The following is a 24,205-nucleotide window of genomic DNA, read 5'->3' as shown; positions in this document are numbered from 1 at the left end:
TTACGCCCCCTTTTCCTTTTGGAACAGCGGAGAAGCTTGATAGGAGGAAAGCCAGTTCCAGACGATTACCGTTATGATGCCTTCCGTCACCGCCAACGGCACTTGAGTAATGGCAAAAATGCCGGCGAATTTCAAAAACGAGGCGGTGACTCCCCCATCAGGAGACGGAAACGCCAGGGCAAGCTGCAGGGACGTCATGACATATGTAGCCAAATCAGACAAACAAGCGGCAAGAAACAAAGCCGCTCGATTGGATACCGCCCCTTTTCGGCACAGTTGATACACTCCGTACGCGACGAACGGGCCGACGATCGCCATCGACATCGCATTGGCCCCAAGCGTCGTCACTCCTCCGTGGGCAAGAAGCAGCGCTTGAAAGAGAAGAACGACTGTGCCGATCACCACCATCACCCATGGTCCAAACAAAACCGAGCCGAAGCCGATCCCGGTCGGATGCGAGCTGCTGCCGGTGACGGATGGAATTTTCAACGCCGACAATACAAATGTAAACGCGCCAGCTAACGCCATCAGAAGCTTATGTTCGGGGTGCTGCTTCAGCGTATGCACAAGCCGCCGCAATCCGAACACAAAGAACGGCAAAAACAACAGCCACCAAAACAGCGCCCATTTGACAGGCAAAAATCCTTCCATAATGTGCATGGCATACGCTTCATTTTCATTCGTCAACAAAAAATAAGAAACGAACAAAGCCGCCATTCCGCTCCATCGAACCGCTCTCTTCATTTATCCCTTCACTCCTTTCGCAGCATGTTCCGTTTTCCGTTTTCCGCTTGGCGCCTCCCGTTCGCCGGCTGGCGTCAACACCAATTCGCCTTCGTATTCATACGTCGCCCACTCCCGCATCGGAACCCCCTCACCCAAATGGGCGCGCACAACCTCCTTCGCCCGCTCCGGCGTCATCTGTCGATACCAGATGCCTTGCGGATAGACGATCATCACGCACGCGTCTTGGCATCGTCCGTTGCAGCGCGTCCTTGTTGTATGGACAGCGTCGTCAAGCCCGAGACGGGCGATCTCCTCGCGCACCGCCGTTGTCACATCATCCCCGCCATGGCGGAGGCACGTCCCTCCGTTGCAAATGAGCACATGATGCTTCATTCCCCGCAAATCCCATGTCGCCACCGAATCCCCCCCTTTTTGGCTAGAATGATAGAATTTAGACGCAGACAGACGGGCAGGTTTTCGGCAAAAGAAAAAGCACCTCTACAGCAGAGGTGCAGAAAAATGTATACGAAAGCCGTAAACGGCCCAAACAGGCCCAATGTAGCCATCATTCTCCCGCACGTCTGCCTATAGTCCCGTAGGCATCCGTCCGATCCAAACAAGGCAGGTCTCCTGACTTAGGATCATCGCTTGACGGCGTCTTCCCGAAGCATCCTTCAGTGACTTGCTGCCGCAAAGCTCCCCATCACAGTGGCGGGCACCGTGCCGGATTTTCACCGGGCTTCCCTTTTCACCCAAACCCTAAAGCAGGCTTAGGCACCTTGTTTGTCTTACCGCCATATATGCGCTGTCATGGAACAAGCATCCGTTTTCATCGTAGTACAACCAATGCGTTGCCGTCAACCGTTTTTTGCCGACAAATCTTTGTTGGCGACGACAACGCCGTCCGCATCAGCGTACACGTACGCCCCTGGCTCCCAGCGGACGCCGCCAAACTCGAGCGCAACGTCGCGGGCGCCTTTTCCTTCTTTTTGGCATTTCGAGCGGGCGTTCCATTTCAACCAGAACGATACATCTCCAACTTGTCCAGGTCTAAGACAAATCCAGCGCCCAGCAATATATCCAATCCTAACAAACCGTTAATCCCCTCATAGTCCATCCCGCTAAAATCAATTTCATACTCTCTTAGCTGGAAAGAATCTAGCTGAATACAGTCTAATTTTTTTGTAAACGCGTACTCTTTCCCACCGATTCCGTAATAAGCCACAATACGATCGCCCGGCTCTACCCGCAAATGAATATCTTCTACTGCATTTTGAGAAATCACTGTTTTCGCCGCACCAGTATCAATCACCATATTATGAATCAACTTAGACCTTCCTTGATAAACGATTTCGATCGATGCAAACAGCAAGCCTTCACGATATTCAATCTGCATAGTCAACTACCCCCACTTCGCGAACGCTTGAAGTGGGGGCTTGCNNTTTGGTCGTTGAAGTGGGAGTCTCCTGCGCGAAATAGGATGAAATTTCCCTCTCAGGCCAATCGCTCCCCGAACTTTTAAAACAATCTCCTTGTGGCTAGTATGATAAACAAGCTGATTCCCTTTCGATTGCAGCAACTCACGAGTTGCATCCTTGTCCGAAACCGTTCCGATAACAGCCACCTCTTCAATGATTTCTTGATCTCCCTCTAAATGGGACTTTAATACTTGTAATTTCACAAATTGATTTGGATACAATGAACGCACTTCCTGCCATTCCATCTCCATCGCCTCAACCTGTTCGTTGTATTGAACGAGACTCGACCGCAGCCGTCAACCATTTTTCGCCAACAAATCTTTGTTGGCGACGACAACGCCGTCGGCATCGGCGTACACGTATGCGCCCGGCTCCCAGCGGACGCCGCCGAACTCGAGCACAACGTCGCGGGCGCCTTTTCCTTCTTTTTTGCTTTTCACTGGGCACGTGCCGATCGCCATGACCCCAAGCGGCATGCGGCCGATTTCCGCCGAATCGCGAATGCAGCCGTGGATGATGATGCCGGCAAGCCCCCGGTCGCAGGCGATTTGCGCCAACCGGTCGCCTAATAGCGCCACGCGGCGCGAGCCTTTTCCATCGACCACGAGCACCGTCCCCGGCGGCACCGTCTCGAGCGCTTCACGGACAAGGACGTTGTCCTCAAACACGTCGACCGTCGCGATCGGCCCGGAAAACATCCGTTTTCCGCCGTACGATTGAAACGAAAGTTCGCACACTTGCAACTCATCTAAACATTGATCGCATAAATCAGCTGTTTTCATGATCCTCTCCCCTTTCGTTTTTTTTCATTCGCCACCATTCGTCAAAATCCTGCCGACACCACATTTTTTTGCGGCGCTGCTTCTGCTCGGGCATCGGATGCGTGTCCTTGCGGGGCCGCTGAAAACGATAAAAAGATGTTCTCGTCCCCGCTTTCCGGCGAACGAAAAAACGGCCCCGCACAACATGGCGGAAGCCGTTTTGGCCGCCGGGACGAACGAGCCCCGTCCGGCGATTCAGCTGGGCTAGCTGGATTCGAACCAGCGCATCACGGAGTCAAAGTCCGTTGCCTTACCGCTTGGCTATAGCCCAACGTTTTGTTGTCGTTTACAGTATGCGGCATGATGGTGCACGTTATGCATCAACCTGAATATTCTTTTGCTTGATGTGCGACACTATCGGTACAAGCACCCTTTCCCCACTATATCACCCCGTTATTCCCCTAACACTTGTTTTCCTGATATGATACTGGAAGGGGAGAGATGTCTATGCGCCGGATCACGGTTTTTCGCATCTATCTTTGCGCATTGTTTTTGTTATCGCTGCCGATCGTCTTAGCGGCCGCGGCTGCCTGGCAGCCACCCAGCCAGCCGAAAACCGCCGTCATCGCCCACCGCGGCGCGTCCGGACACGCGCCGGAGCATACGCTCTCATCCTACCGCCTCGCCGCCCTCATGAATGCCGATTATATCGAAGTCGATGTGCGCGCAACGAAAGACGGGAAGCTCGTTGTCCTGCATGATGCGACGCTCGCCCGGACGACAAATGTCGAAACGGTTTACCCGCACCGGTCGCCATGGCGGGTCAGCGATTTTTCATTGCGTGAGCTCAAAAAATTGGATGCCGGATCGTGGTTCGATCCACGCTTTGCCGGCGAATGCGTTCCGACGCTTGATGAGGTGGTTCGGATGCTGAAAGCGGAACGTGTAAACGTTCCATTGTACGTCGAAACGAAACAGCCCGGCATCGAACGGGCGGTCGCCCGCCTATTGCAAAAACACGGCGTTCTCCAGCGCGGAAGCGTCATGTTTCAATCGTTCCATCCAGAAAGTTTGCAGGCGCTCCGCCCGCTCATCCCGCGCGGCGTCCCGCTCATTCAATTGGTCGGCGAAAAGGAAGCGCGAAGTGGCCGCGACGAGCTGTTGCAACAAATCGCCGTCTATGCCGATGGCATCGGCTTGCCGCTCTCAGCCGTCACCGAAGAGTGGGTGCGCGCCGCCCATGGCCGCGGGCTCATGGTTCACGTCTATACCGTCAATGAACCACACGATCTCGCTCGCCTATGCGCCATGGGCGTGGACGGTGTGTTCACCGATTATCCAGACCGCCCTGGCCGCATTGCCGCCTGCCGTCGTTTGCCCCGTCATTGACCCGCCTTCAGGGAGCCAGGGGGAACTCATTCTTTACATAATGTTATTACGGTTAATAAAAACGAAAATCGTTCCCATTTGATCCGATTCGGTTCATCATTTGAGAAAAAGGAGGTCAGATCGGCGGTCCGCCATCGGTCCGCTTTTTCGCCAAACCTCCCGTCCCCCACTCGTGTTGCTTTCGTCATCGCTTCGGAAACTGAAACGATAATTTCTTCTCGTTTTCATCCCAAACGAGTATGGCGTCAAACGTTTTCTCGCCTTTTTTGAATCCTTTGATGACATTCGTTTTTCCTTGAGAAAGCAGTTTTTTCACATTGGCCGCCGAAATCGATTTGCCGAGAATGCGTTTGGAGATCGTAAACGGGCATTTTGTTTTCGCGTACTGGTCGCAGCCGTACAACGTTCCTTTGTCGATGACGGTCCCGCAGCAAAGCGGGCACGGCCCAAGCTTCTCGCCCATCGTTTTTTTCTTCCTTGTCCGCTGGATCGAGGCGGCGTCAACCCCTCTGAAATTCCAATTCGGCGCGGCGGCGATGGCGTCAGTGACCACTTTTTGCGCCAACTTTTTCACCTGTTCCATAAAGGCGGCGGGCGAGGCGCTCCCTTCGCCGATTTCGCTTAAGCGCTGCTCCCATTTCGCCGTCATTTCCGGCGAGGCGAGGATCGTGCCGCCAAGCGCCTCGATCAACACTTTCGCCTTGTCGGTCGCGTACACGAGGTTCTTTTTCACTTCAATATACTTCCGCTCTTTCAGCATGGTAATGATCGCCGCCCTTGTTGCTTCCGTGCCAAGCCCTTCCGTTTTGGCGAGCACTTTTTCCAGTTCCTCATCGTCCAAAAATTTTCCCGCCGTTTTCATCAAGGTGATGAGTTCGCCTTCTGTATACCGTTTCGGCGGCTCGGTCTTCCCTTCTTTCACCTTTACAGCGGCCGCTTTCCCCGCCTCCCCTCGCTCAAGGGGAGGCAGCGCAGCATCTTTCTCCTCCTCATGCGGGCGGATGACCGCGCGCCATCCTTCCTCGACGACTTGTCTTCCTTTCGAAACAAAGCGGGCCCGGCCGTCAACGAGCGTCGTGACGGTCGTATAATCGATGACCGCCACCTGATGGTGGGCGGCAATTAGGCGGCGGACGACCAAATCGTACACCTTCCGTTCGTCGGCTGACAGCTTCTCGGGATCCACCACTTGCTCGGTCGGGATAATGGCGTAATGGTCCGTCACCTTTTTCTCGTTTACATAACGTTTATTCTGTAAAATCGATGGCTGCGGCAACGGAAAATACGAAGCGTACGCCGGAAACGAGGACAGCTTTTGCAAAATGGCGGGAAACGTTTCCGCTTCCCCTTTCGTCACATGCATCGAATCGGAACGAGGATACGAAACGATCCCTTTTTGGTAGAGTGACTGCAGCACATCAAGCGTCTTTTTCGGCGAGAAGCGATACAACTTGTTCGCTGTCGCTTGCAGCGTCGATAAGTTGAACAACAGCGGCGGCTGATACGTTTTCCGCTCCGTGTGGACGTCGGCGACTTCCGCCCGTTTTCCTTGGCAAAAGGCAGCGATCTTTTTCGCCATCTCCTCGTCCCCAAGACGCGTTTGGCCGTTTTTATCCGTCCATTTTCCTTCATAACGCTTGTCGCCAATGACAAACGAGGCAACGACTTCCCAAAACGGTTCAGGGCGGAACTGCTCAATTTCCCGCTCACGCCGGACGATCAGCGCCAATGTCGGCGTCTGCACGCGCCCGACGGAAAACACATCGTTCATCCCGCGCTCCTTCAGCAAGAGGCTGTACACGCGCGAGGCGTTCATGCCGACGAGCCAATCCGCGCAGGCGCGGGCGTACGCTTCCTCATAGAGCGGGCGCGTCGTCTGCTCATCAAGCAAACGGCGGAACCCTTCCTCAATCGCCTTCGGGGTCAATGATGACAGCCAAAGCCGCTTGATCGGCTTGTTGACGCCGCTCATGCGGATGATGTTGCGCACAATGAGCTCCCCTTCGCGCCCCGCGTCGCCGGCATGGATGATTTCCGTCACTTCCGGCTTTCGCAACAGTTCCTTGACCACTTGAAACTGTTTCGCCTTCGCTTTTTCGATCTCATACTCGAACCGTTCCGGGATGATCGGCAACGTGTTGAGCGTCCACCGTTTCCACTCGGGGCGGTACCGCTCAGGAGCTGCGAGCTGGAACAAATGCCCGATCGCCCATGTCATATACGCCCCGTTGGGAAACAAGTCATTCGGCAAAATTTCGATATAGCCTTGCCGTTTTTTCGTCCGAAAAATCGAGGCGAGCGTCGCCCCTTGGTCCGGCTTTTCCGCGATAATGACTTTCATCGTCCTTTCCCCTTACGGCACATCATGCCCCATGGAGCTTTGCAAAATGGCGAACCATTGCTCGCGGGAAAGCGACAAAGACAGCGCCCGCACCGCCCGCTCGATGCGTTCTTGTTTCCCCGAGCCGACAATCGGCATCATCCGCGCTGGATGAACGAGGAGCCACGCGTACAGCACTTCGTCGATCGTCTCAGCGCCCACTTCGCCTCGCACTTGTTCAAGCGTCCCGCGCAGCCGCACCGCCCGGTCATCGTCAGCGGAAAAAATCGCTCCACCGGCGAGCGGCGACCATACCATTGGCGGAACGCGCTTCTCAAGGCAAAGGTCAACTGTGCCGTCTTCAAGATTTTCCAACCGATACGCCGATACTTCGATTTGGTTGGTCACGAGCGGAAACGGCAAATACGACTGAAGCATTTCCCACTGCGAACGTTTAAAGTTCGAGACGCCGAAATAGCGCACTTTTCCGTCCTGTTTCAGCTGGCAAAACGCCTCGGCCACCTCTTCTGGATTCATGAACGGATCCGGACGGTGAATGAGCAAGACATCGATATAATCCGTGCGGAAATTGGCGAGCGACTGCTCGACCGAGGCGATGATATGGGTTTTGCTTGTATCATATAATTTCATCCCGTATTTTGGCGGCCGCTTGATGCCGCATTTCGTCACAATCTCGATCTGACCGCGCAAGCTTGGCTTTAACGCCAGCGCTTCGCCAAAGCGCGATTCACACGTGTAGTCGCCGTAAATATCAGCATGGTCAAACGTCGTAATGCCGCGCTCAAGACAAAATTCAATGAGCGACAGCAGCTGCTCGGGCGAATAGCCCCAGTCCGCAAGCCGCCAACAGCCGTGAATGAGGCGGGAAAAAGTCAAATCGTCCGCTAAACGGATTCGTTCCATTGATCGTCTCCCTTTCTTTTTTTGGTTTTGGCTAAAATCGTTCCGCTTGCGCATACTACCAACAAGAGGAAAAAACGGAAAGGACGTGATGATATGAAGCGCTGGCTTCTTGGGCTCGCCGCCGTGCTTCTTTTGGCCTCCCCATGGCCGACATCAGCCGCCGAAACTGCATACGAATGGAATGTGGCCGACATTTACCCATCCGAACACGAATGGATGCGCGACTACAAGGCGGTGAAAAACGCCTTGCCGAAACTGGCGGCGTTTGAAGGGAAGCTTGACGATGCGAAGACGATCGCCAAACTGTTCGCCCTCAACGAACAAACGGCCCGCAAGCTCGAAAAACTGTCGCTTTACACCCATTTAAAACGCGATCTGAACATTGAAGACGAGGCAGCGGCCCGGCTCGGGGCAAAAGTGGAAGCGCTCGCCGCCCAATATGCGGCGAAAACAGCGTTCATCGAGCCAGAACTGCTCGCCCTACCCGAGCGGACGCTCAAGAAGCTCCAAACGAGCAAAGAACTGAAAGCGTACCGCTATTACTTCCATGAGTTGCGCGAGCAAAAGCCGCATACGCTTACGAAACGCGAAGAACGACTGCTCGCGAAACTATCGCCGGCGCTCGGCGAGGCGGAGAACATTTATGACCACGCCGCCCGCGGCGATTACGAGCCGCCGTCTGTCACGATGCCGAATGGAAAAACAGTGACATTGACCGACGACCAATACGCCGCCATGCTCGAGCACCCGGACCGCCGCTATCGAAAGGCGGCGTTTGAAGCGAAAGCGAAAAGCTATGAGGCGCTCGAGCAGACCGCCGCGGCGACGCTGTACGCCTCGGTCAAAGCGGATGAATTGTATGCGAACGTGCGCCGCTATCCATCCGGCCTGGCCGCCGCGCTGGCCGCCGACGATGTCCCGAAGGAAGTGTTCGACAACTTAATCGCCGCCACCCGCCGCCATTTGCCGGCGCTGCACCGCTATATCGAATTGCGGCGGCGCGCGCTCGGGCTTGACCGCGTTCACAGCTATGATTTGTACGTGCCGCTTGTCGGCGAAACGGCGAAATCGATCCCAGTTGAAACAGCGAAAACGTTCATTGTCGAAGGGCTCAAGCCGCTCGGCGCCGACTATATCAAACAGGTGCACCGAGCGTTTCAAGAGCGATGGCTTGATGTCTTCCCGCGCCCGAAAAAATATACCGGCGGCTACAACACGGGAGCGTATGACACCCATCCGTTCATCTTGCTCAATTACAACGGTTCGCTTGATGGCGTATTGACGATGGCCCACGAGCTTGGGCACGCCATGCATTCCGTCTACACGAACCGCGCGCAGCCGTACCATTATGCCGGCCATTCGATTTTCACCGCCGAAGTCGCCTCGACCGCAAACGAATGGCTCATGCTCGATTATTTATACAAACAGGCAAAAACAAAAGAAGAAAAACTCCGCCTGCTCGTCGAACAAATCGAGCAAATCCGCGGCACGTTGTACACGCAAGTGATGTATTCCGAATTTGAGCGGATCATTCATGACAAAGTGCGCCAAGGCGGCAGCCTGACAGCGGACGAACTGAACCAGCTTTGGCTTGGCTTGCTCAAAACGTATTACGGCCCGGCGTACGCCGCCGATCCCGGCGCCGCGCGCGGCTGGCTGCGCATTCCGCATTTTTATGACGCCTTTTATGTATACAAATATGCCACTTCGCTCGCCGCATCGTACGCCATTGTGAGCGGCATTCAAACCGATGCAAGCGGCAAGGCGGTGAAGCGGTACAAACAATTTTTGCGCTCCGGCGCATCCGATGACCCGATCCGTCTGCTCAAGCGAGCCGGAGTGGATATGACAAGCCCCGAACCGATCGAGCGGGTCTTAGGTCATTTCGCCGAACTCGTTGACGAACTCGATCGACAGCTGCCAAGCCAAAACCGTCAGCGGTCTACATGAAAGAGGTGTCCCGCGCCGTTCGGGACACCTTTGTTATTGCGGCGGAAAAAAGAATATCGCTTTGCGCTGCAACGCGCGGGACCGGTTAAGGCGGTCGATCGCGCACAAAGCGACACCATGCGCTTGCCCCGCAGCCAAGACGGTTATTCACTTAAAGATGCGCCGGCAATTTTTTCTTTCACCTTGCGGATGTTTTCCATCTTATTGTCCCAACACGCTTGACTCAAATCGACGGGATATTGCTCGGGATTGAGCGTCCGTTTGTACTCCTCCCAAAACAAGCGCAAGCTTTCTTTTGCGTACGCTTGAATGTCCGGAAGCGGGGGCGACGTATACACCAGCCGGCCGTTGTCGAAGATCGTCACATGCAAATCACGCGCTTCGAAATTGGTGACGAATTTGCTGATGAACGTGTACACCGGATGGAACATTTTCAGCCGCTCTTCTTGCTGCGGGTTTTCGCTCTCTAAGGCGATGTAGTCGCCTTCCGCTTTATGGTTGATTTTGTTGACGATGCGGTACACCCGCTTCAGCCCCGGCGTCGTCACTTTTTCCGGATTGCCGCTGATTTTGATCGTATCGACCATCTCACCGCGTTCGTTTTCGATCGCCACCATTTTGTACACGGCGCCGAGCGCCGGCTGATCGTACGCCGTAATGAGTTTGGTGCCGATCCCCCACACATCGATTTTCGCCCCTTGCGACTTCAAGTTTAAAATCGTATCTTCGTCCAAATCGTTTGAGGCGAAAATTTTCGCGTTCGGAAATCCGGCTTCATCGAGCATTTTCCGCGCTTCTTTCGACAAATAGGCCAAATCGCCGCTGTCGATGCGGATGCCGATAAAGTTGATTTGGTCGCCCAGCTCCTTCGCGACGCGAATGGCGTTTGGCACCCCGGACTTTAACGTATCGTACGTATCGACAAGAAAGACACAGTCTTTATGGCGGCGTGCATACTTCAAAAAGGCCGTGTATTCATCCTGATACGCTTGAATCATTGAATGGGCGTGCGTTCCGGCGACCGGAATGCCAAACAGCTTCCCGGCACGCACGTTTGATGTCGCCTCAATCCCGCCGATATACGCTGCGCGCGCGCCCCAAAGCGCCGCATCCATCTCCTGCGCCCGCCGGCTGCCGAACTCCAAGGCCGGCTCATCCCCGAGAATATGCTTAATGCGCGACGCTTTCGTGGCGATGAGCGTCTGAAAATTGATGATGTTTAAAATGGCGGTTTCAATGAGCTGCGCCTCCGCAAGCGGCGCCTCAATGCGCATAATCGGCTCGTTGGCAAACACCACTTCCCCTTCGCGCATCGAACGGACCGTGCCGGTGAAGCGAAGCGTCCGCAAATAGTCTAAAAAATCGTCGCGGTAACCAAGCTCTTGGCGCAAATAGTCGATGTCGCTGTCAGAAAATCGGAACTGCTGCAAAAACTGAATGACGCGCTCCAACCCAGCGAACACCGCATAGCCGTTGCCAAACGGCAGCTTGCGGAAAAACACTTCAAACACAGCGCGGCGCTCATGCATACGATCTTCCCAATACGTCTCGACCATATTGATTTGATATAAGTCCGTATGAAGCATCAAACTGTCATCAGCATATGTCTTCATGAATTGCTACCTCCAACACACGAATGACGGCGCCGCCGAATAAAACAATGTTCATCGTCTATTCTATCACGTTTTCTCCATTATTCCACTATTTCCGCGCCTAGCGTATGGCGAAAATGGCGGAGCGCCCATTCGTGTCCCGCCGCGTCGAAGCTCGCCACCGCCCGCCGGTGGACGACGATGCGAAATCCTTTGTTGTACGCATCGACCGCCGTATGAAGAACGCAAATATCGGTGCAGCAGCCGACCAAATGCACTTCCGTGATGCCTCTTTCCCGCAATTTCAGCTCCAAATCGGTCCCGGCGAACGCGCTGTAGCGCGTTTTGTCCATCCAATACACATTGTTTTTATGCTTGTTCCCCTGATACACCGCCTCGAGCTCCCCGTACAGCTTTCGCCCCTCCGTCCCTTCAATGTTATGCGGCGGAAACAGCTTCGTTTCCGGATGATAGTCGTCTCCCGCCACATGCTTGTCAATGGCAAAGACGACAAAATCACCGTTGTCAATAAACTGTTTCGTCACCCGCACGAGCTCTTTTTCAATCGCCTGCCCCGGTTTCCCGCATGTAAGCGCGCCATGATCGGCGATGAAATCGACGGTGTAGTCGATGTTAATGAGCGCCTTGTTCATTCCCGTTCACTCCTTTTCCTCTTCCTGCATGGTCGGGTTGCTGTTTTTTCATCCCGCCTACATCTTGTTGGGCTTTTCTACCATTATACCATAGCAATATGGACAGCAGACAAGACAACAAATCCCCTGCCTGCTCGAAGCGGACAGGGGATTGTCGATGTGGTTTCAGCTGTTTTCCGCCGTTTTCGCCGCTTTCAGCTGACTGCGCAAAATGAGCGACTGGATGATCGAGAAGCAGCCGCCGACGACCCAATAGAGCGACAGCGCCGATGGAACGGAGCTGGCGCCGATAAAAATCATGACCGTCATGATGTACGACATCATCGCCATTTGCGGCATTTGTTCTTCAGCCATCGACGGCGACAGGCGGAGCGAGATGAACGTCGTCAACGCCGCTAAAACGGGCAAAATGAAATACGGATCGCGATGGCCGAGCTCGACCCATAAGAACGAATGCGTTTTAATTTCTTGCGTCCGCGAAATCGCGTAATAAAGCGCCATAAAAATCGGCATTTGAATGAGCACCGGCAGGCAGCCGCTCGCCGGGTTGACGCCGTGCTTTTGATACAGCTGCATCATTTCTTGCTGGAGCTTGCGCTGCGTTTCCGGGTCTTTGCTTTTATATTTTTCTTGCAGCTTCATAAGCTCCGGGCGCAGTTTTTGCATGGCGATCGATGCGCGGAACTGCTTCAAAATGAGCGGCAGCAAGCAAAAGCGGACGATGAGCGTCAGCACGATAATGGCGATGCCGTAATTGTCGCCAAACCAGTGCCCAAGCGTCAAAAGAAGCTTCGACATTGGATAGACAAAATAATGGTTCCAAATGCCTTGGCTATGTTCGTCGATCGGTTCGTTGCGGTTGCAGCCGGCAAGAAGCAAAACGGCGCCAAGCAGCACCAATACCCATTTTTTCATGAAAAGCCCTCCTTCAATATCATGTTGCAAAATCATGCCGTTTCAACATAAAGGAAAGGGCCTTCCATCCTCATCCGTTCGGCTTGTCCGTTCCCGAACGGGAATTTTCCGCCGTTGCGGCAAAAACAGCGGGCGCCATGGAAGCGCCGCCCGTTCGGCGCCTCCCTCTGCTTCATGCTCGCGAACCGCGGCCAACGCCGGTTCATAAAACAGCGAACCTGCCATCCGGCGCGCGCTCGTATGTCCTTTCATGATGATCCATAGCGCGCCGACAAGCGACATATACACAAGCAAATCAATAGGCGCTTCCATGCGTCCACCTCCCTTTCGCCTGTCGATTGTTCTCTTTCCATACAATAGCAAACTTTCAACCGAAAGAAAAGCAACAATTGATCACATCCGCTCCAAGCGGTGAAATGCCGGCTCGTCGGCTGCCAAGACGGCCAGCTCCCCGCTTTCATCGGCCGCCAGCGCCGCCCGAAGCTCTTCTTTCGCCTCATCGAAGCGTCCAAGCAACGCGAGATAGCGGGCTCGTTCGTAGCGAAGCCGGGCATCGTTGGCCATATGGACGCACCGCTCGATGGCCGCGAGCGCTTGATCGATGCGCCCCGCTTCTTCATAAACAGCCGCAAGCTGCATATGGAACTCTTCATCCTCAGGATACCAATCGGCATAGCGCTCCCAAAGCGCCGCCGCTTCTTGATAGCGGCCCGTTTCCATATAATGCTCGCCAAGCAACATGAGCGCCTCACGGGCGAGCGGTTCTTCCGCCACAATCTCCTCGAGCTGCCGCTTGGCTTTCTCGCGCTGTCCTTCTTGAAGCCAAACGACCGCCTGCAGCACGCGCAGGTCGACATCATCCGGGTCATCAGCCAGCAGCCGCTCCAGCCAGCGCTTCGCTTCCTCGCGTTTTCTTTCCTCATCGGCGGCCAATAAATATTCCACAAATTCTTGCGCCAAAGACGGATCCCAAACGCGGGCGAGCGCTTTGCGCCACGTTTTCACGGCATCGCTGTCCAATTCGAGCGCGGCATATAAGCGGGCGAGCCGCCTGTAGGCTTCCGCATCGCTGCGGTTGAGGCGAATCGCTTCGTCGTAGAAATCGGTCACAATCGAAAACAAGACAACGGTGCCGACCCATTCTTTCGCTTTTGTCCACCATCGCACCGGTTCGTCATGCTCCCCCTGCTCCTCGCCAAAATACGGGAAAAGAGCCGAGGCGGTGTTCCGATACATCACGCTTTTCGCCTCGCGGCTTGCCTTCAGCCGCTCGAGTCGATGGCGCAGCTTCCCTAAGCCGCGCATCGTTTTCGGAAAGAGAGCCACATACAACGGGTACAACGATTCATCGTCCGGATGGCGCACCATCAACTGTTCGAGCAGTTTCGCCGCCTCTTTTTGGCTTCCTTCCGCGATCAGCACCATCGCCCAATGGCGGAGCACTTCAGGATGGTCCGGGTCAAGAGCAAGCGCCTTCTCGACCGCCGCCTTTTCTTGATCGCGGCGTCCGAGCGCTCCATAAACATATCCAAGACTGTCGTAATACCACGCCTCCCCTGCATGCGGACGGGCATCAGCCAGCGCGCGGAGAAGCGCGGAAGGCTCCGCAATCGCGGCAAGCTGCTCCATATCGACACGCTTCGGGGCCAAGCGCACCGCCTGAAGCAAATGCGTATGCTGCCGCTCTTCGTTTCCTTCTGCCTCATAGAGCGCAGCTAAGCGAAAATGGCAAAGGACAAACGATGGATCGGCTTTGAGACACGTCTCATACTGTTGTTTCGCCTCTTCGTGGCGTCCAAGTGAGGCGCACAGCTCCGCGAGCCGAAAGCGGGAAAGCGCATGGCCCATGGCGGCAGCTTCGCGGTACAAATCCATAGCCTTCGACGGCCGTCCTTGCCGTTCATAAAGGGCGCCGAGAGCGGAATGGGCCGAAACGAGTGTCGGGCGAGCTGAGACAAGCTGCTCTAAAAACGCCCGGCCGCGTTCCTCTAAAGACGGCGTTGCCAGCTGATCAAGGTAAAACTCGTACGCTTCTTCCGCCTCAAACTCAGCCAGACGCAACCCTTCTTCCAACCACGACAGCGCCGTCTCGCGTCCTTCCCCCTCATCAGCGAAACCGTGGGCGATGAGCCATTTGCCTGCATTGAGCCAATATTCGCTGTTGTTGGCAAAACGGGCGCGCTGCTCGATCACATATCGACGCGCTTCATCCATATCCCCGCGTTCTGCAAGGGCGGCCGCCAAGCCGAGATGGGCGAACACGTCATCGCGGTCATGACGGACCGCCTCTTTGTAGCACGAAACCGCTTGTTCCGCCTCTCCTTCCTCCATATAGAGATCGCCAAGGCGGACGTAAAGCGGCGCCAACCGCCAGGCGGCCGCCAATCCCTCTTCCAGCACCATTTTCGCTTTTTCTCGATCGCCGTCGTCATCATACAAGTCAGCCAACATCAAATACGGGTGCGGTTCCTGCGGGTCGAGCGCTTTCGCGACGCAAAAGCCGCGTTCCGCCTTGCGCCTTCGGCCAAGCTCCATGTCGCAGCGGGCCCGCTCATACCAAAGCTGGGCATCCCGCCGCTCGCGGCGCACAAGACGGTCAAACCAGTCGCGCGCTTCGGCGAACCGCTTCGCATGGAACAACAGCACACCGTGATTCGTTTCGATAAACAAATCGCCCGGATACAGGCTGACTGCCACGCGCGAAGAGATGAGCCCTTTTTCGATATGACCGGCGTACGCCGAGGCGAGCCCGAAATAGCTCCACACTTCCGGCTGATCTGGGTCCAACTGGAGCGAGGTGCGAAAATAGCGGGCCGCCTCTTCGTAGCGGCTGGCAAAAAAGGCAATGCGGCCGCGCAAATAATGGTAGAGCGGGCTTTGCGCCTTTCCTTTCACCCGTTTGAGAACGTCTTCGGCCTTCTCCATTTCTTGTGTGTAGACGTACGCTTTCGCCGCCATCAGCAGCAAGTCGTTATGTTCCGGATACTCGTTCAAGACTCGTTCCGTATACTCCAATACAAGCGGCTTCGCCTCGTCGCTGCCGAAATGCTTCATGACATACAGCCATGTGTACGGGATGTGCTCATGCTTGCGCAAAAAGGCGACAAACACGGCGAAATGCGCCTGCTCGTCCTCATCCATCTTTTCGGCCAACGCATGCAATTCGCGGAAATAGCGGTCTTCCTCTTCGGGGAGCTCGGCGGCGAGCGCCGCTTTTTCCCGGGGAAGCGCCACAATCGACAAATAATGCGTCCCTGCATACCATTTGGCAAGCTCGTCCTCGGAAACGACAAACGGATCAAACAGATTCGGGTCTTGCACGTACAACGCCCCAAGCCGCTCGTCATAGCCAAACAACACCTGCACGTGCGATGACTGTTCATAATCGACGCTTAACAGCACCGGAACGCCCTCATCAATCAGCCGCTTCCAACGAAGCGGCGAGCCGACGAAAAAGCGGCAAACAAAGCCAAGCTCTTCCAAATAATGAACCGTCGTCGACAACTTTGAGCCGCGCACATCAAAAATATGCCGAGCCACCTCATCTTGCGTCCGCGGAGCGCCAAGCAAACGAAGCATCATTTCCAGGCTCGCCGGCACGCAATAGTTATGCTTTTGCACGACCGGCACAAGCGGCAGCGCAACCGCCCGCTCCCCTTGCCGCCCAAGCGCGCGGGCGTACGGCGTTTTTTCAAGCTGCGGCTCCGCTTTCACAAGCGATTCAAGCTTCTCCCATTCGTCAAGCTGGTAATACAGTTCGGCGCGCAAATGGGCGAAATAACGGCGATGCATATGAAGCGGATTCAGGCGGTCAAGTTCATCCATCGCCGCGAGCGCCTCGCGGTAGGCACGCACATCGCGCAAGCGGCGCACGCGCTCAGCGTAAAACGCCAGCACTTGCGGAAAACGTTGCCCTCCTTCCTCCAGAACGGCAAGCGCCTCGTGGTGGCGGCCGTCAAGCGCGTACAAATCGGCAAGAAGCAAATAGCACATATCGCCGCGCTCCGAGTCGTCGAGACCGGCGCGAATCGCCTGTTCCGCGTTTTTCCGGTCGCCGGTTTCGATATAAAAATAGCCCCATTTGTCATGCATCGGCACCGTCTCATAGCGGGCAACCACATCCATCCATTCCCGCGCCTCATCGATCCGCTGCATATCCAATAAAGCGCGCACCAACGCAAACGCCGCCCGGGCGATCGCTTCCCTCGGCTCCTCCACCCGGCCTTCGAGCGCTTCTGTAAGACGCGGGGTGAGCGCCTCTTCCACATCGAGCGGCCGGCGGTTCTCGAGCCACTCATCGCACACCCAAGCGAGCGTCTGCAGCGTGTTGAACTTCCGATGGGCGTACCGGGCGACAAGCCCGCTATGCCGGTACATGAGCGCGTAATCGAACAGGCGGATGAGCGTCCGAAACGGTTCGATCTCGTCCCACGAAGCCATGAGCGGCCGCCACTCGAATAATCCTACGTTTTCCAAATACGGTTTTACTTTGTTTAGAGCCTCTATTATTCTCTTTTCTTGAATAAGCAACGAAATTTGTTCCATCATCATGCAACTGAAAGCTCCTTTATCATTTTCACTATCATTAGTTTAGAACAAGCCGTCGAAAACAGCCACCTATTTTTTTAGAAAAATAACGACAACAAAAATTGCCCTGCCCTGTTTTGACAGGACAAGGCTCAGAACAGACGCACTCAATCCGCATGCTTAGCGAAAAATTCCAGCGATCGTTCGATAATCGTCGTTTGGTCGTAATCAAGTGTCGCAACATGATAGCTGTTTTTCAGCCGAACGATCTCTTTGTCTGACGAGTGGACGCCGCGAAAAATGATGTCCGCGTTCTCAGGCGGCACGACATGGTCTTCGTTCGAGACGAAAATTAAAATCGGGCATGTCACACGTTCCAGTTCGCCTTTCACTTGCTCCATCAGCCTAGCCAGCTGAAGAAGCGAAGCCGTCGGCGTTTTCTCGTACGCCAGCTCTTTCACATCCGGATTTTTCAAATCCGAACCGATCGAATCCAGATACCTCGGCAGCTCACCCCCGGCCGCCATCCCAGCGCGAATGGCCGGAATGTCAATCGCCGCATTGATCAAGACGATGCCGCGGATGGACGGGTAACGTTCCGCCATATAAAGCGTCAGCGTCCCACCCATGGACAGACCGGTGACAAAAATGGTTTGGCATCGTTTTTTCAGCCATTCATATCCTTCTTCGACCGAGGCGATCCAGTCGTGGAACGTCGTCCGCTCCATGTCTTCATAATGCGTTCCGTGCCCTTTTAAGCGCGGCAGGCAGACCGTGTAGCCGGCTTTCGCATACGCCTCAGCGAGCGGGCGCATGCTGTGGGGCGTGCCGGTGAACCCGTGCACGAGCAGCACCCCGGCCGGCCCGTTTTCGGCATAAAACGGCTCGGCGCCAGGGAGCACCGGGTATTGTTCGCTCATCTTCCTCTCCCCCTTATCTAGTCAATTCGTTTCTTTCACCATATTCGCCGCCGCGCCTCTTTTTTCCTTTTTTTTATCTTTTTTTATCGGGCGCCGTTACCACATCGACAACCATGACCGCCACCATTCGTGAAACAAGCCGTTGAATCCAAAATAAACGAACCCGATCCAAGCAACGCCAACTAATGCTTTTTCCACCCCTTTTCCCGTCCGATAGAGCGGCACTTTCCACCGCTTGGACGAAAATGGCCAAAACAGCGGCACTCCCTGGACGGAAAAAAAATCTTCCACAATGTGAAACAAGTAGCCGAGCACAAGCCCTGCGGCAAACGGCGACGCCGAATCTCGCCAGACGAGGGCGGCAAGCACCCCCCAGACGATGAGCGAATGCGTCATGCCGCGATGGCCGAACGCTTCTTTCACTTTGCCGGCGACGCCGAACGAACGGCGGCCGACGTATGACGACGGCTCGTCAATATCAGGAAGAAGGCTGCCGATGACAAGCCCCGCCGTATAGGCGGCGGTAAACGGCAGCTTTGTATGCGCGGCCGCCGCCGCGCCGAGGCATAATGTGGCAATGACATGGCTGGAGTATCGCAACGAAATCCCCTCAAACTTTTATCGTTTTCCCCATTATACCACAGAAAAGAATATTTGTTCGTTTCTTTGACGAATTTGTGACAATGCCGCGAAGTGTGACAAAGTTAACATCGTGTTATTGGCATCATGGTTATTGTTAAAAGTACAGAACGCGTAAAGGAGTTGAACAAAATGAAACGAAAACGATCCCCGCTTGCCAACCGTTTCAAATATATTCGGCCGATTGAGCGCCAAGCCGACGGCCACAGTGAAACAACTTACGGCGACCGCGCCTGGGAAGACGCCTACCGCCGCCGCTGGCAGCACGACAAAGTCGTCCGCTCGACTCACGGCGTCAACTGCACAGGATCGTGCAGCTGGAACATTTATGTCAAAAACGGCATCGTCACGTGGGAAGGGCAGCAGCTTGACTACCCGTCAACCGGGCCGGATATGCCGGATTTTGAACCGCGCGGCTGTCCGCGCGGCGCGAGCTTCTCATGGTACATGTACAGCCCGTTGCGCGTCAAATACCCGTACGTGCGCGGCGTTTTGCTTGACATGTGGCGCGAGGCGCTCGCGGCTCATCCGAACAATCCGCTTGAAGCGTGGAAAAGCATCGTCGAAGACCGCGAAAAAGCAAAACGCTACAAACAGGCGCGCGGAAAAGGCGGGTTTGTCCGCGTCAGCTGGGACGAAGCGTTGACGCTTGTCGCCGCTTCCTTATTGTATACGGTTGTGAAATACGGACCGGACCGCAACATCGGCTTCTCGCCGATTCCGGCGATGTCGATGGTCAGCCATGCCGCCGGATCGCGCTTCATGCAGCTGATGGGCGGGCCGATGTTAAGCTTTTACGACTGGTACGCCGACTTGCCGCCAGCCTCGCCGCAAATTTGGGGCGACCAAACGGACGTGCCGGAGTCAAGCGACTGGTACAACGCCGGCTACATCATCACCTGGGGCTCGAACGTCCCGCTCACCCGGACTCCGGACGCTCACTTTTTAGCCGAAGTGCGCTACCGCGGCACGAAAGTCGTCTCCGTCAGCCCGGATTACGCCGAGTCGACAAAATTCGCCGACGATTGGCTGTCGGTGAAACAAGGAATGGACGGCGCCTTGGCGATGGCGATGGGACATGTTATTTTAAACGAATATTATGTCAAACGGACCGTCCCGTATTTTGAACAATATGCGAAAACGTATACCGATTTTCCATTTGTCGTCACTTTAAAACAAGAGGGAGACACATGGACGGCCGGCCGCTTCTTGTTGGCGAAAGACCTTGGCAAACAAACGAACAATGCCGAATGGAAGCCGGTCATCTATGATGAAAACACCGACTCGTTTGTCGTGCCGAATGGAACGATCGGCGCCCGCTGGGAGGATAAGGGGAAATGGAACTTGCGCCTCGTCGACGAGGAAACGGGGCAGCCCATTGAACCGCGCCTGTCGTTTTTAGGCAGCGAAGATGGAATCTTCCCGATTCAGTTGCCATATTTCACGGATGACGGTGGAAAAACAATCGAGCGTGCTGTGCCGGTGAAAAAAGTGCACACCGAAGCGGGCGACGTGTATGTCACGACCGTCTATGACTTGGTTTTGGCCAACTACGGCATTGACCGCGGCATCGGCGGCACAGTCGCCCGCTCGTACGACGACGAGGTGCCGTTCACGCCAGCATGGCAAGAAGCGATCACCGGTGTCAAGCGGGATCTCGTCGTCAAAATCGCCCGCGAGTTTGCCGACAACGCGATCGACACAAACGGCCGGTCCATGATCATCGTCGGCGCCGGGATCAACCATTGGTTCAACTCCGATACGATTTACCGCGCCGTCTTGAACCTTGTCTTGTTCGTCGGCGCCCAAGGGGTGAATGGCGGCGGCTGGGCGCATTACGTCGGGCAAGAAAAACTGCGCCCAGCGGAAGGATGGCAGACAATCGCCATGGCGCGCGACTGGGTCGGACCGGCGAAATTGCAAAACGGCACGTCGTTCTTTTACTTTGCGACCGATCAATGGCGCTATGAAGAGCGGCCGGTCGACGAACTCGTCTCGCCGCTGGCCAAAAAAGCGCGCTACTTGCATCCTGGCGATTACAACGTCTTGGCCGCGCGGCTCGGCTGGCTGCCGTCGTACCCGACATTTAACAAAAACGGCATCGAGCTGTACAACGAAGCCGTTCACGCCGGCGCCCGCACACCGGAAGAAATCGGCGCCTATGTCGCGAAACAGCTGAAAGAGAAAAAGCTGCAGTTTGCCATTGAAGACCCGGACGATGAGGCCAACTTCCCGCGCAACTTGATCGTCTGGCGCGCCAACTTAATTTCAAGCTCCGGCAAAGGGCACGAATATTTCTTAAAACATTTGCTTGGCACGACGAACGGCTTGTTAAACGATGACCGAGACAGCCTGCGCCCGGAAGAAATCCGCTGGCGCGACGAAGCGCCGGAAGGCAAGCTCGACTTGCTCGTCAACCTAGACTTCCGCATGGCGGGAACGGCTCTTTACTCCGATGTCGTCCTGCCGGCGGCGACCTGGTATGAAAAACATGACTTAAGCAGCACCGATATGCACCCGTTCGTCCACCCATTCAACCCGGCGGTGCCCCCGCTCTGGGAAGCGCGCTCGGACTGGGACATTTTCAAATCGCTCGCGAAAGCGGTATCCGATGTCGCGAAACAAGCCGGCTTGAAGCCAATGAAAGAAGTCGTCGCCACTCCGCTGTTGCACGATACGGCGCAAGAGCTGGCGCAGCCGTTCGGTGAAGTGAAAGACTGGAGCAAAGGCGAAACCGAACCGATTCCGGGCAAAACGATGCCGAACATTCATGTCATCGAGCGCGACTATACGCTCATTTACGATCAAATGACCGCCCTGGGTCCGAACGTCGCCCGCCAGCCGATCGGCACAAAAGGGATTGCCTGGTCGGCGAAAGACGAGTACGAACAGCTGAAACGCCGGCTTGGCACTGTCCGGCGCGCCTCGGTCGCCGATGGCTGCCCGGATATCAGCGAAGCGAAAAAAGCGGCGGAAGCGATTTTGACGCTGTCATCGACTACAAACGGAAAAATGGCGGTCAAAGCGTGGGAGGCGCTTGAGAAAAAGACGGATTTGAAATTGGCCGATTTAGCGAAAGAACGCGAGGAAGAATGCTTTACGTTTGAACAAATCACCGCCCAGCCGAAAACGGTCATCACCTCGCCGGCGTTCAGCGGCTCGGAAAAAGGCGGGCGGCGCTACTCGCCGTTTACGACGAACGTCGAACGGCTCATCCCGTGGCGGACGTTGACCGGCCGGCAGTCGTTTTACATCGATCATGAACTGATGCACGAGTTCGGCGAAACGATGGCGACGTTCAAGCCGGTGTTGCCGCACCGTCCGTTTTCAAACAAACGCCCGAAAGAAAACGGAAAGGAAGTCATCTTGAACTATTTGACGCCGCATAACAAATGGTCGATCCACAGCATGTATTTCGACTCCTTGCCGATGTTGACGCTTTTCCGCGGCGGGCCGACCGTGTGGATGAACAAAGATGATGCGGCCGAAGCCGGCATCAACGACAACGACTGGATCGAATGTTTCAACGAAAACGGCGTCGTCGTCGCCCGCGCCGTCGTCTCCCACCGGCTGCCGCGCGGCATGGCGTTTATGCACCACGCGCAAGACCGCCATATTAACGTGCCGGGCACGAAGCTGACAAACAACCGCGGCGGCACACACAACAGCCCGACGCGCATCCACGTAAAGCCGACGCATATGATCGGCGGATATGCACAGTTAAGCTACGGATTCAACTATTACGGACCGACGGGCAACCAACGCGACCTGTACGTCGTCATCCGCAAACTCGAGGAGGTTGATTGGCTTGAAGATGAAAGCGCAAGTCGGCATGGTGATGAATTTGGACAAATGCATCGGCTGCCATACGTGCAGCGTCACGTGCAAAAACACATGGACGAACCGCCCCGGCGCTGAATACATGTACTTTAACAACGTTGAAACGAAACCCGGAATCGGCTATCCGAAACAATGGGAAAACCAAGAGAAGTATAGAGGCGGCTGGGAGTTGAAAAACGGCGAACTGCGGCTCAAATCCGGCTCGAAAGCGATGAGGCTCGTCAACTTGTTCTACAATCCGTACCAGCCTACGATCGACGATTACTACGAACCGTGGAATTACGACTATGAAACGTTGACGAACAGCCCGTCAAAACAATACCAGCCAGTGGCGCGGCCGAAATCCAGCATCACCGGCGAATGGATGGAGCTGTCATGGGGGCCGAACTGGGAAGACGACCTGGCCGGCGCCCACGTCACAGGGTTGCGCGACCCGAACGTCGTCAAAATGGAGCAGTCCATTCAGGCAGAATTCGAGAACGTCTTTATGATGTACTTGCCGCGCATTTGCGAGCATTGCCTCAATCCGTCATGCGTCTCAAGCTGCCCGTCAGGCGCCATGTACAAACGCGACGAGGACGGCATCGTTCTCGTCGACCAAAACGCCTGCCGCGCTTGGCGGTATTGCGTCACAAGCTGCCCGTACAAAAAAGTGTATTTCAACTGGCAAACGAACAAAGCGGAAAAATGCACGCTCTGCTTCCCGCGCATCGAAGCCGGCATGCCGACGATTTGTTCGGAAACGTGCGTCGGCCGCATTCGCTACATCGGCGTCATACTGTATGATGCGGATAAAGTCAAAGAAGCAGCGAGCGTCGAAGATGAGAAACAGCTGTACCACGCCCAGCTTGATATTTTCCTTGATCCAAACGATCCAGCCGTCGCCGCCGCCGCGAAAGAAGCCGGCATTCCGGACGAATGGATCACCGCCGCGCAGCGCTCGCCGATTTACAAAATGATCGTCGACTGGAAAATCGCCTTGCCGCTCCATCCGGAATACCGGACACTGCCGATGGTATGGTACATTCCGCCGCTTAGCCCAATCATCAATACAATCGAAGGAAAAGGAAGCAGCGCCAGCGCCAATGACATTTTCCCCGCGATTGACAACATGCGCATTCCGATCGAGTATTTGGCGAATTTGCTGACGGCGGGCGATACGGCGCACATCCGTACGACGTTGAAAAAAATGGCGGCCATGCGCTCATACATGCGGGCGAAACAAACGAACAAACAGCCGGACATCCGCCTCGTCGAATCGCTCGGCCTAAGCCGCGAAGACATCGAAGAGATGTACCGCCTGCTCGCGATCGCCAAATACGAAGACCGGTTCGTCATTCCAGCATCGCACCGCGAAGAAGTCGCTGACTTGTACGCGGAACAAGGCAGCTGCGGGCTGGCGTTCGCCGGCGGCCCGGGCGCCTGCGGCACGCTGTAAAGGGAGAAGGCGGGGCTCCCGCCCCATACCCATCAAGTTAAGAATTTTGGTATTTGTGCATCGACAAAAACATGGTATCCTTTCTAACGAACACTCCACGTTAGAAAGGATTTTTTTCATGGAAAAACATATA

Annotated in this window: 16 protein-coding genes, 1 tRNA gene, 3 pseudogenes and 1 riboswitch; of the genes and pseudogenes, 4 read left to right on the top strand and 16 right to left on the bottom strand. The window is 55.3% G+C overall.

The window, feature by feature from the left end:
- The 7 genes and pseudogenes from ETR37_RS00100 to ETR37_RS00070 all read right to left on the bottom strand — a co-directional run bounded on the left by ETR37_RS00100 (position 1) and on the right by ETR37_RS00070 (position 3,296).
- A complete protein-coding gene (locus tag ETR37_RS00100) occupies positions 1-744 on the bottom strand; it encodes an energy-coupling factor ABC transporter permease (protein ID WP_020754781.1) in 744 nt (247 codons plus the stop codon).
- A complete protein-coding gene (locus ETR37_RS00095; RefSeq protein WP_011231300.1) occupies positions 745-1,143 on the bottom strand; it encodes a (2Fe-2S) ferredoxin domain-containing protein in 399 nt (132 codons plus the stop codon).
- Between the two features lie 186 nt (positions 1,144-1,329).
- Positions 1,330-1,523, bottom strand: a riboswitch (cobalamin riboswitch).
- Positions 1,524-1,583: 60 nt separating this feature from the next.
- Positions 1,584-1,724, bottom strand: a pseudogene (locus ETR37_RS20755) (RraA family protein); the annotation flags it as partial.
- Positions 1,725-1,741: 17 nt separating this feature from the next.
- Positions 1,742-2,122 carry a retropepsin-like aspartic protease gene (locus ETR37_RS00085; protein ID WP_008880146.1) on the bottom strand — a complete coding sequence of 127 codons (381 nt, stop codon included), beginning with the start codon at positions 2,120-2,122 and terminating at the stop codon, positions 1,742-1,744.
- A gap of 84 nt (positions 2,123-2,206) precedes the next feature.
- A pseudogene (locus tag ETR37_RS00080) lies at positions 2,207-2,449 on the bottom strand (hypothetical protein); the annotation flags it as partial.
- Positions 2,450-2,500: 51 nt separating this feature from the next.
- Positions 2,501-2,986 (bottom strand): ribonuclease E activity regulator RraA, encoded by a 486-nt coding sequence (rraA, locus tag ETR37_RS00075; protein ID WP_081212809.1) that lies wholly within the window; start codon positions 2,984-2,986, stop codon positions 2,501-2,503.
- A 238-nt stretch (positions 2,987-3,224) separates the two neighbouring features.
- Positions 3,225-3,296: transfer RNA gene (locus tag ETR37_RS00070), tRNA-Gln, on the bottom strand.
- Positions 3,297-3,472: 176 nt separating this feature from the next.
- Here ETR37_RS00070 and ETR37_RS00065 point away from each other — a divergent pair.
- Positions 3,473-4,354, top strand: coding sequence for a glycerophosphodiester phosphodiesterase family protein (locus tag ETR37_RS00065; RefSeq protein ID WP_190300123.1), 882 nt, complete (start codon positions 3,473-3,475; stop codon positions 4,352-4,354).
- Between the two features lie 184 nt (positions 4,355-4,538).
- On the opposite strand, the gene ETR37_RS00060 is transcribed toward ETR37_RS00065, so the two are convergent.
- Both ETR37_RS00060 and ETR37_RS00055 read right to left on the bottom strand, forming a co-directional pair.
- Complete coding sequence (locus tag ETR37_RS00060; protein ID WP_129446761.1) at positions 4,539-6,695, bottom strand: DNA topoisomerase III; 2,157 nt, start codon at positions 6,693-6,695, stop codon at positions 4,539-4,541.
- A 12-nt stretch (positions 6,696-6,707) separates the two neighbouring features.
- Positions 6,708-7,598, bottom strand: coding sequence for an aldo/keto reductase (locus ETR37_RS00055; protein ID WP_129446760.1), 891 nt, complete (start codon positions 7,596-7,598; stop codon positions 6,708-6,710).
- Positions 7,599-7,691: 93 nt separating this feature from the next.
- On the opposite strand from ETR37_RS00055, the gene pepF reads away from it, so the two are divergent.
- A complete protein-coding gene (gene pepF, locus ETR37_RS00050; protein ID WP_129446759.1) occupies positions 7,692-9,548 on the top strand; it encodes an oligoendopeptidase F in 1,857 nt (618 codons plus the stop codon).
- Positions 9,549-9,691: 143 nt separating this feature from the next.
- On the opposite strand, the gene ETR37_RS00045 is transcribed toward pepF, so the two are convergent.
- The 7 genes from ETR37_RS00045 to ETR37_RS00015 form a co-directional block, all read right to left on the bottom strand.
- Positions 9,692-11,161, bottom strand: a complete 1,470-nt coding sequence (locus ETR37_RS00045) for a nicotinate phosphoribosyltransferase (RefSeq protein ID WP_015374911.1) — start codon at positions 11,159-11,161, stop codon at positions 9,692-9,694.
- 80 nt (positions 11,162-11,241) lie between these two features.
- The gene (locus ETR37_RS00040) at positions 11,242-11,793 is read right to left on the bottom strand and encodes a cysteine hydrolase family protein (RefSeq protein ID WP_015374912.1); all 552 of its coding nucleotides are present in this window, start codon (positions 11,791-11,793) and stop codon (positions 11,242-11,244) included.
- Positions 11,794-11,958: 165 nt separating this feature from the next.
- Positions 11,959-12,708 carry a membrane protein insertase YidC gene (gene yidC, locus ETR37_RS00035; protein WP_129446758.1) on the bottom strand — a complete coding sequence of 250 codons (750 nt, stop codon included), beginning with the start codon at positions 12,706-12,708 and terminating at the stop codon, positions 11,959-11,961.
- A gap of 42 nt (positions 12,709-12,750) precedes the next feature.
- Positions 12,751-13,020 carry a hypothetical protein gene (locus tag ETR37_RS00030; protein WP_015374914.1) on the bottom strand — a complete coding sequence of 90 codons (270 nt, stop codon included), beginning with the start codon at positions 13,018-13,020 and terminating at the stop codon, positions 12,751-12,753.
- A gap of 81 nt (positions 13,021-13,101) precedes the next feature.
- Positions 13,102-17,259 carry a bacteriocin-processing peptidase family protein gene (locus tag ETR37_RS00025; protein ID WP_129446757.1) on the bottom strand — a complete coding sequence of 1,386 codons (4,158 nt, stop codon included), beginning with the start codon at positions 17,257-17,259 and terminating at the stop codon, positions 13,102-13,104.
- Positions 17,260-17,402: 143 nt separating this feature from the next.
- Positions 17,403-18,155 (bottom strand): alpha/beta hydrolase, encoded by a 753-nt coding sequence (locus ETR37_RS00020; RefSeq protein ID WP_015374916.1) that lies wholly within the window; start codon positions 18,153-18,155, stop codon positions 17,403-17,405.
- 96 nt (positions 18,156-18,251) lie between these two features.
- Positions 18,252-18,755 carry a metal-dependent hydrolase gene (locus tag ETR37_RS00015; protein WP_015374917.1) on the bottom strand — a complete coding sequence of 168 codons (504 nt, stop codon included), beginning with the start codon at positions 18,753-18,755 and terminating at the stop codon, positions 18,252-18,254.
- Positions 18,756-18,926: 171 nt separating this feature from the next.
- Here ETR37_RS00015 and ETR37_RS00010 point away from each other — a divergent pair.
- Together ETR37_RS00010 and narH are read left to right on the top strand one after the other, a co-directional pair.
- Positions 18,927-22,610: pseudogene (locus ETR37_RS00010) on the top strand (nitrate reductase subunit alpha); the annotation flags it as partial.
- Positions 22,603-24,072 (top strand): nitrate reductase subunit beta, encoded by a 1,470-nt coding sequence (gene narH, locus ETR37_RS00005; protein ID WP_060788102.1) that lies wholly within the window; start codon positions 22,603-22,605, stop codon positions 24,070-24,072. The pseudogene ETR37_RS00010 and the gene narH, both read left to right, overlap by 8 nt.
- Positions 24,073-24,205: the final 133 nt, after the last annotated feature.

Origin of the sequence: Geobacillus sp. PK12 (assembly GCF_004123125.1) — a bacterium.
Lineage (GTDB): Bacteria > Bacillota > Bacilli > Bacillales > Anoxybacillaceae > Geobacillus > Geobacillus zalihae.
Note: the sequence above shows the minus strand (reverse complement) of the source record. Positions and strands in the feature narration are given on the sequence as shown.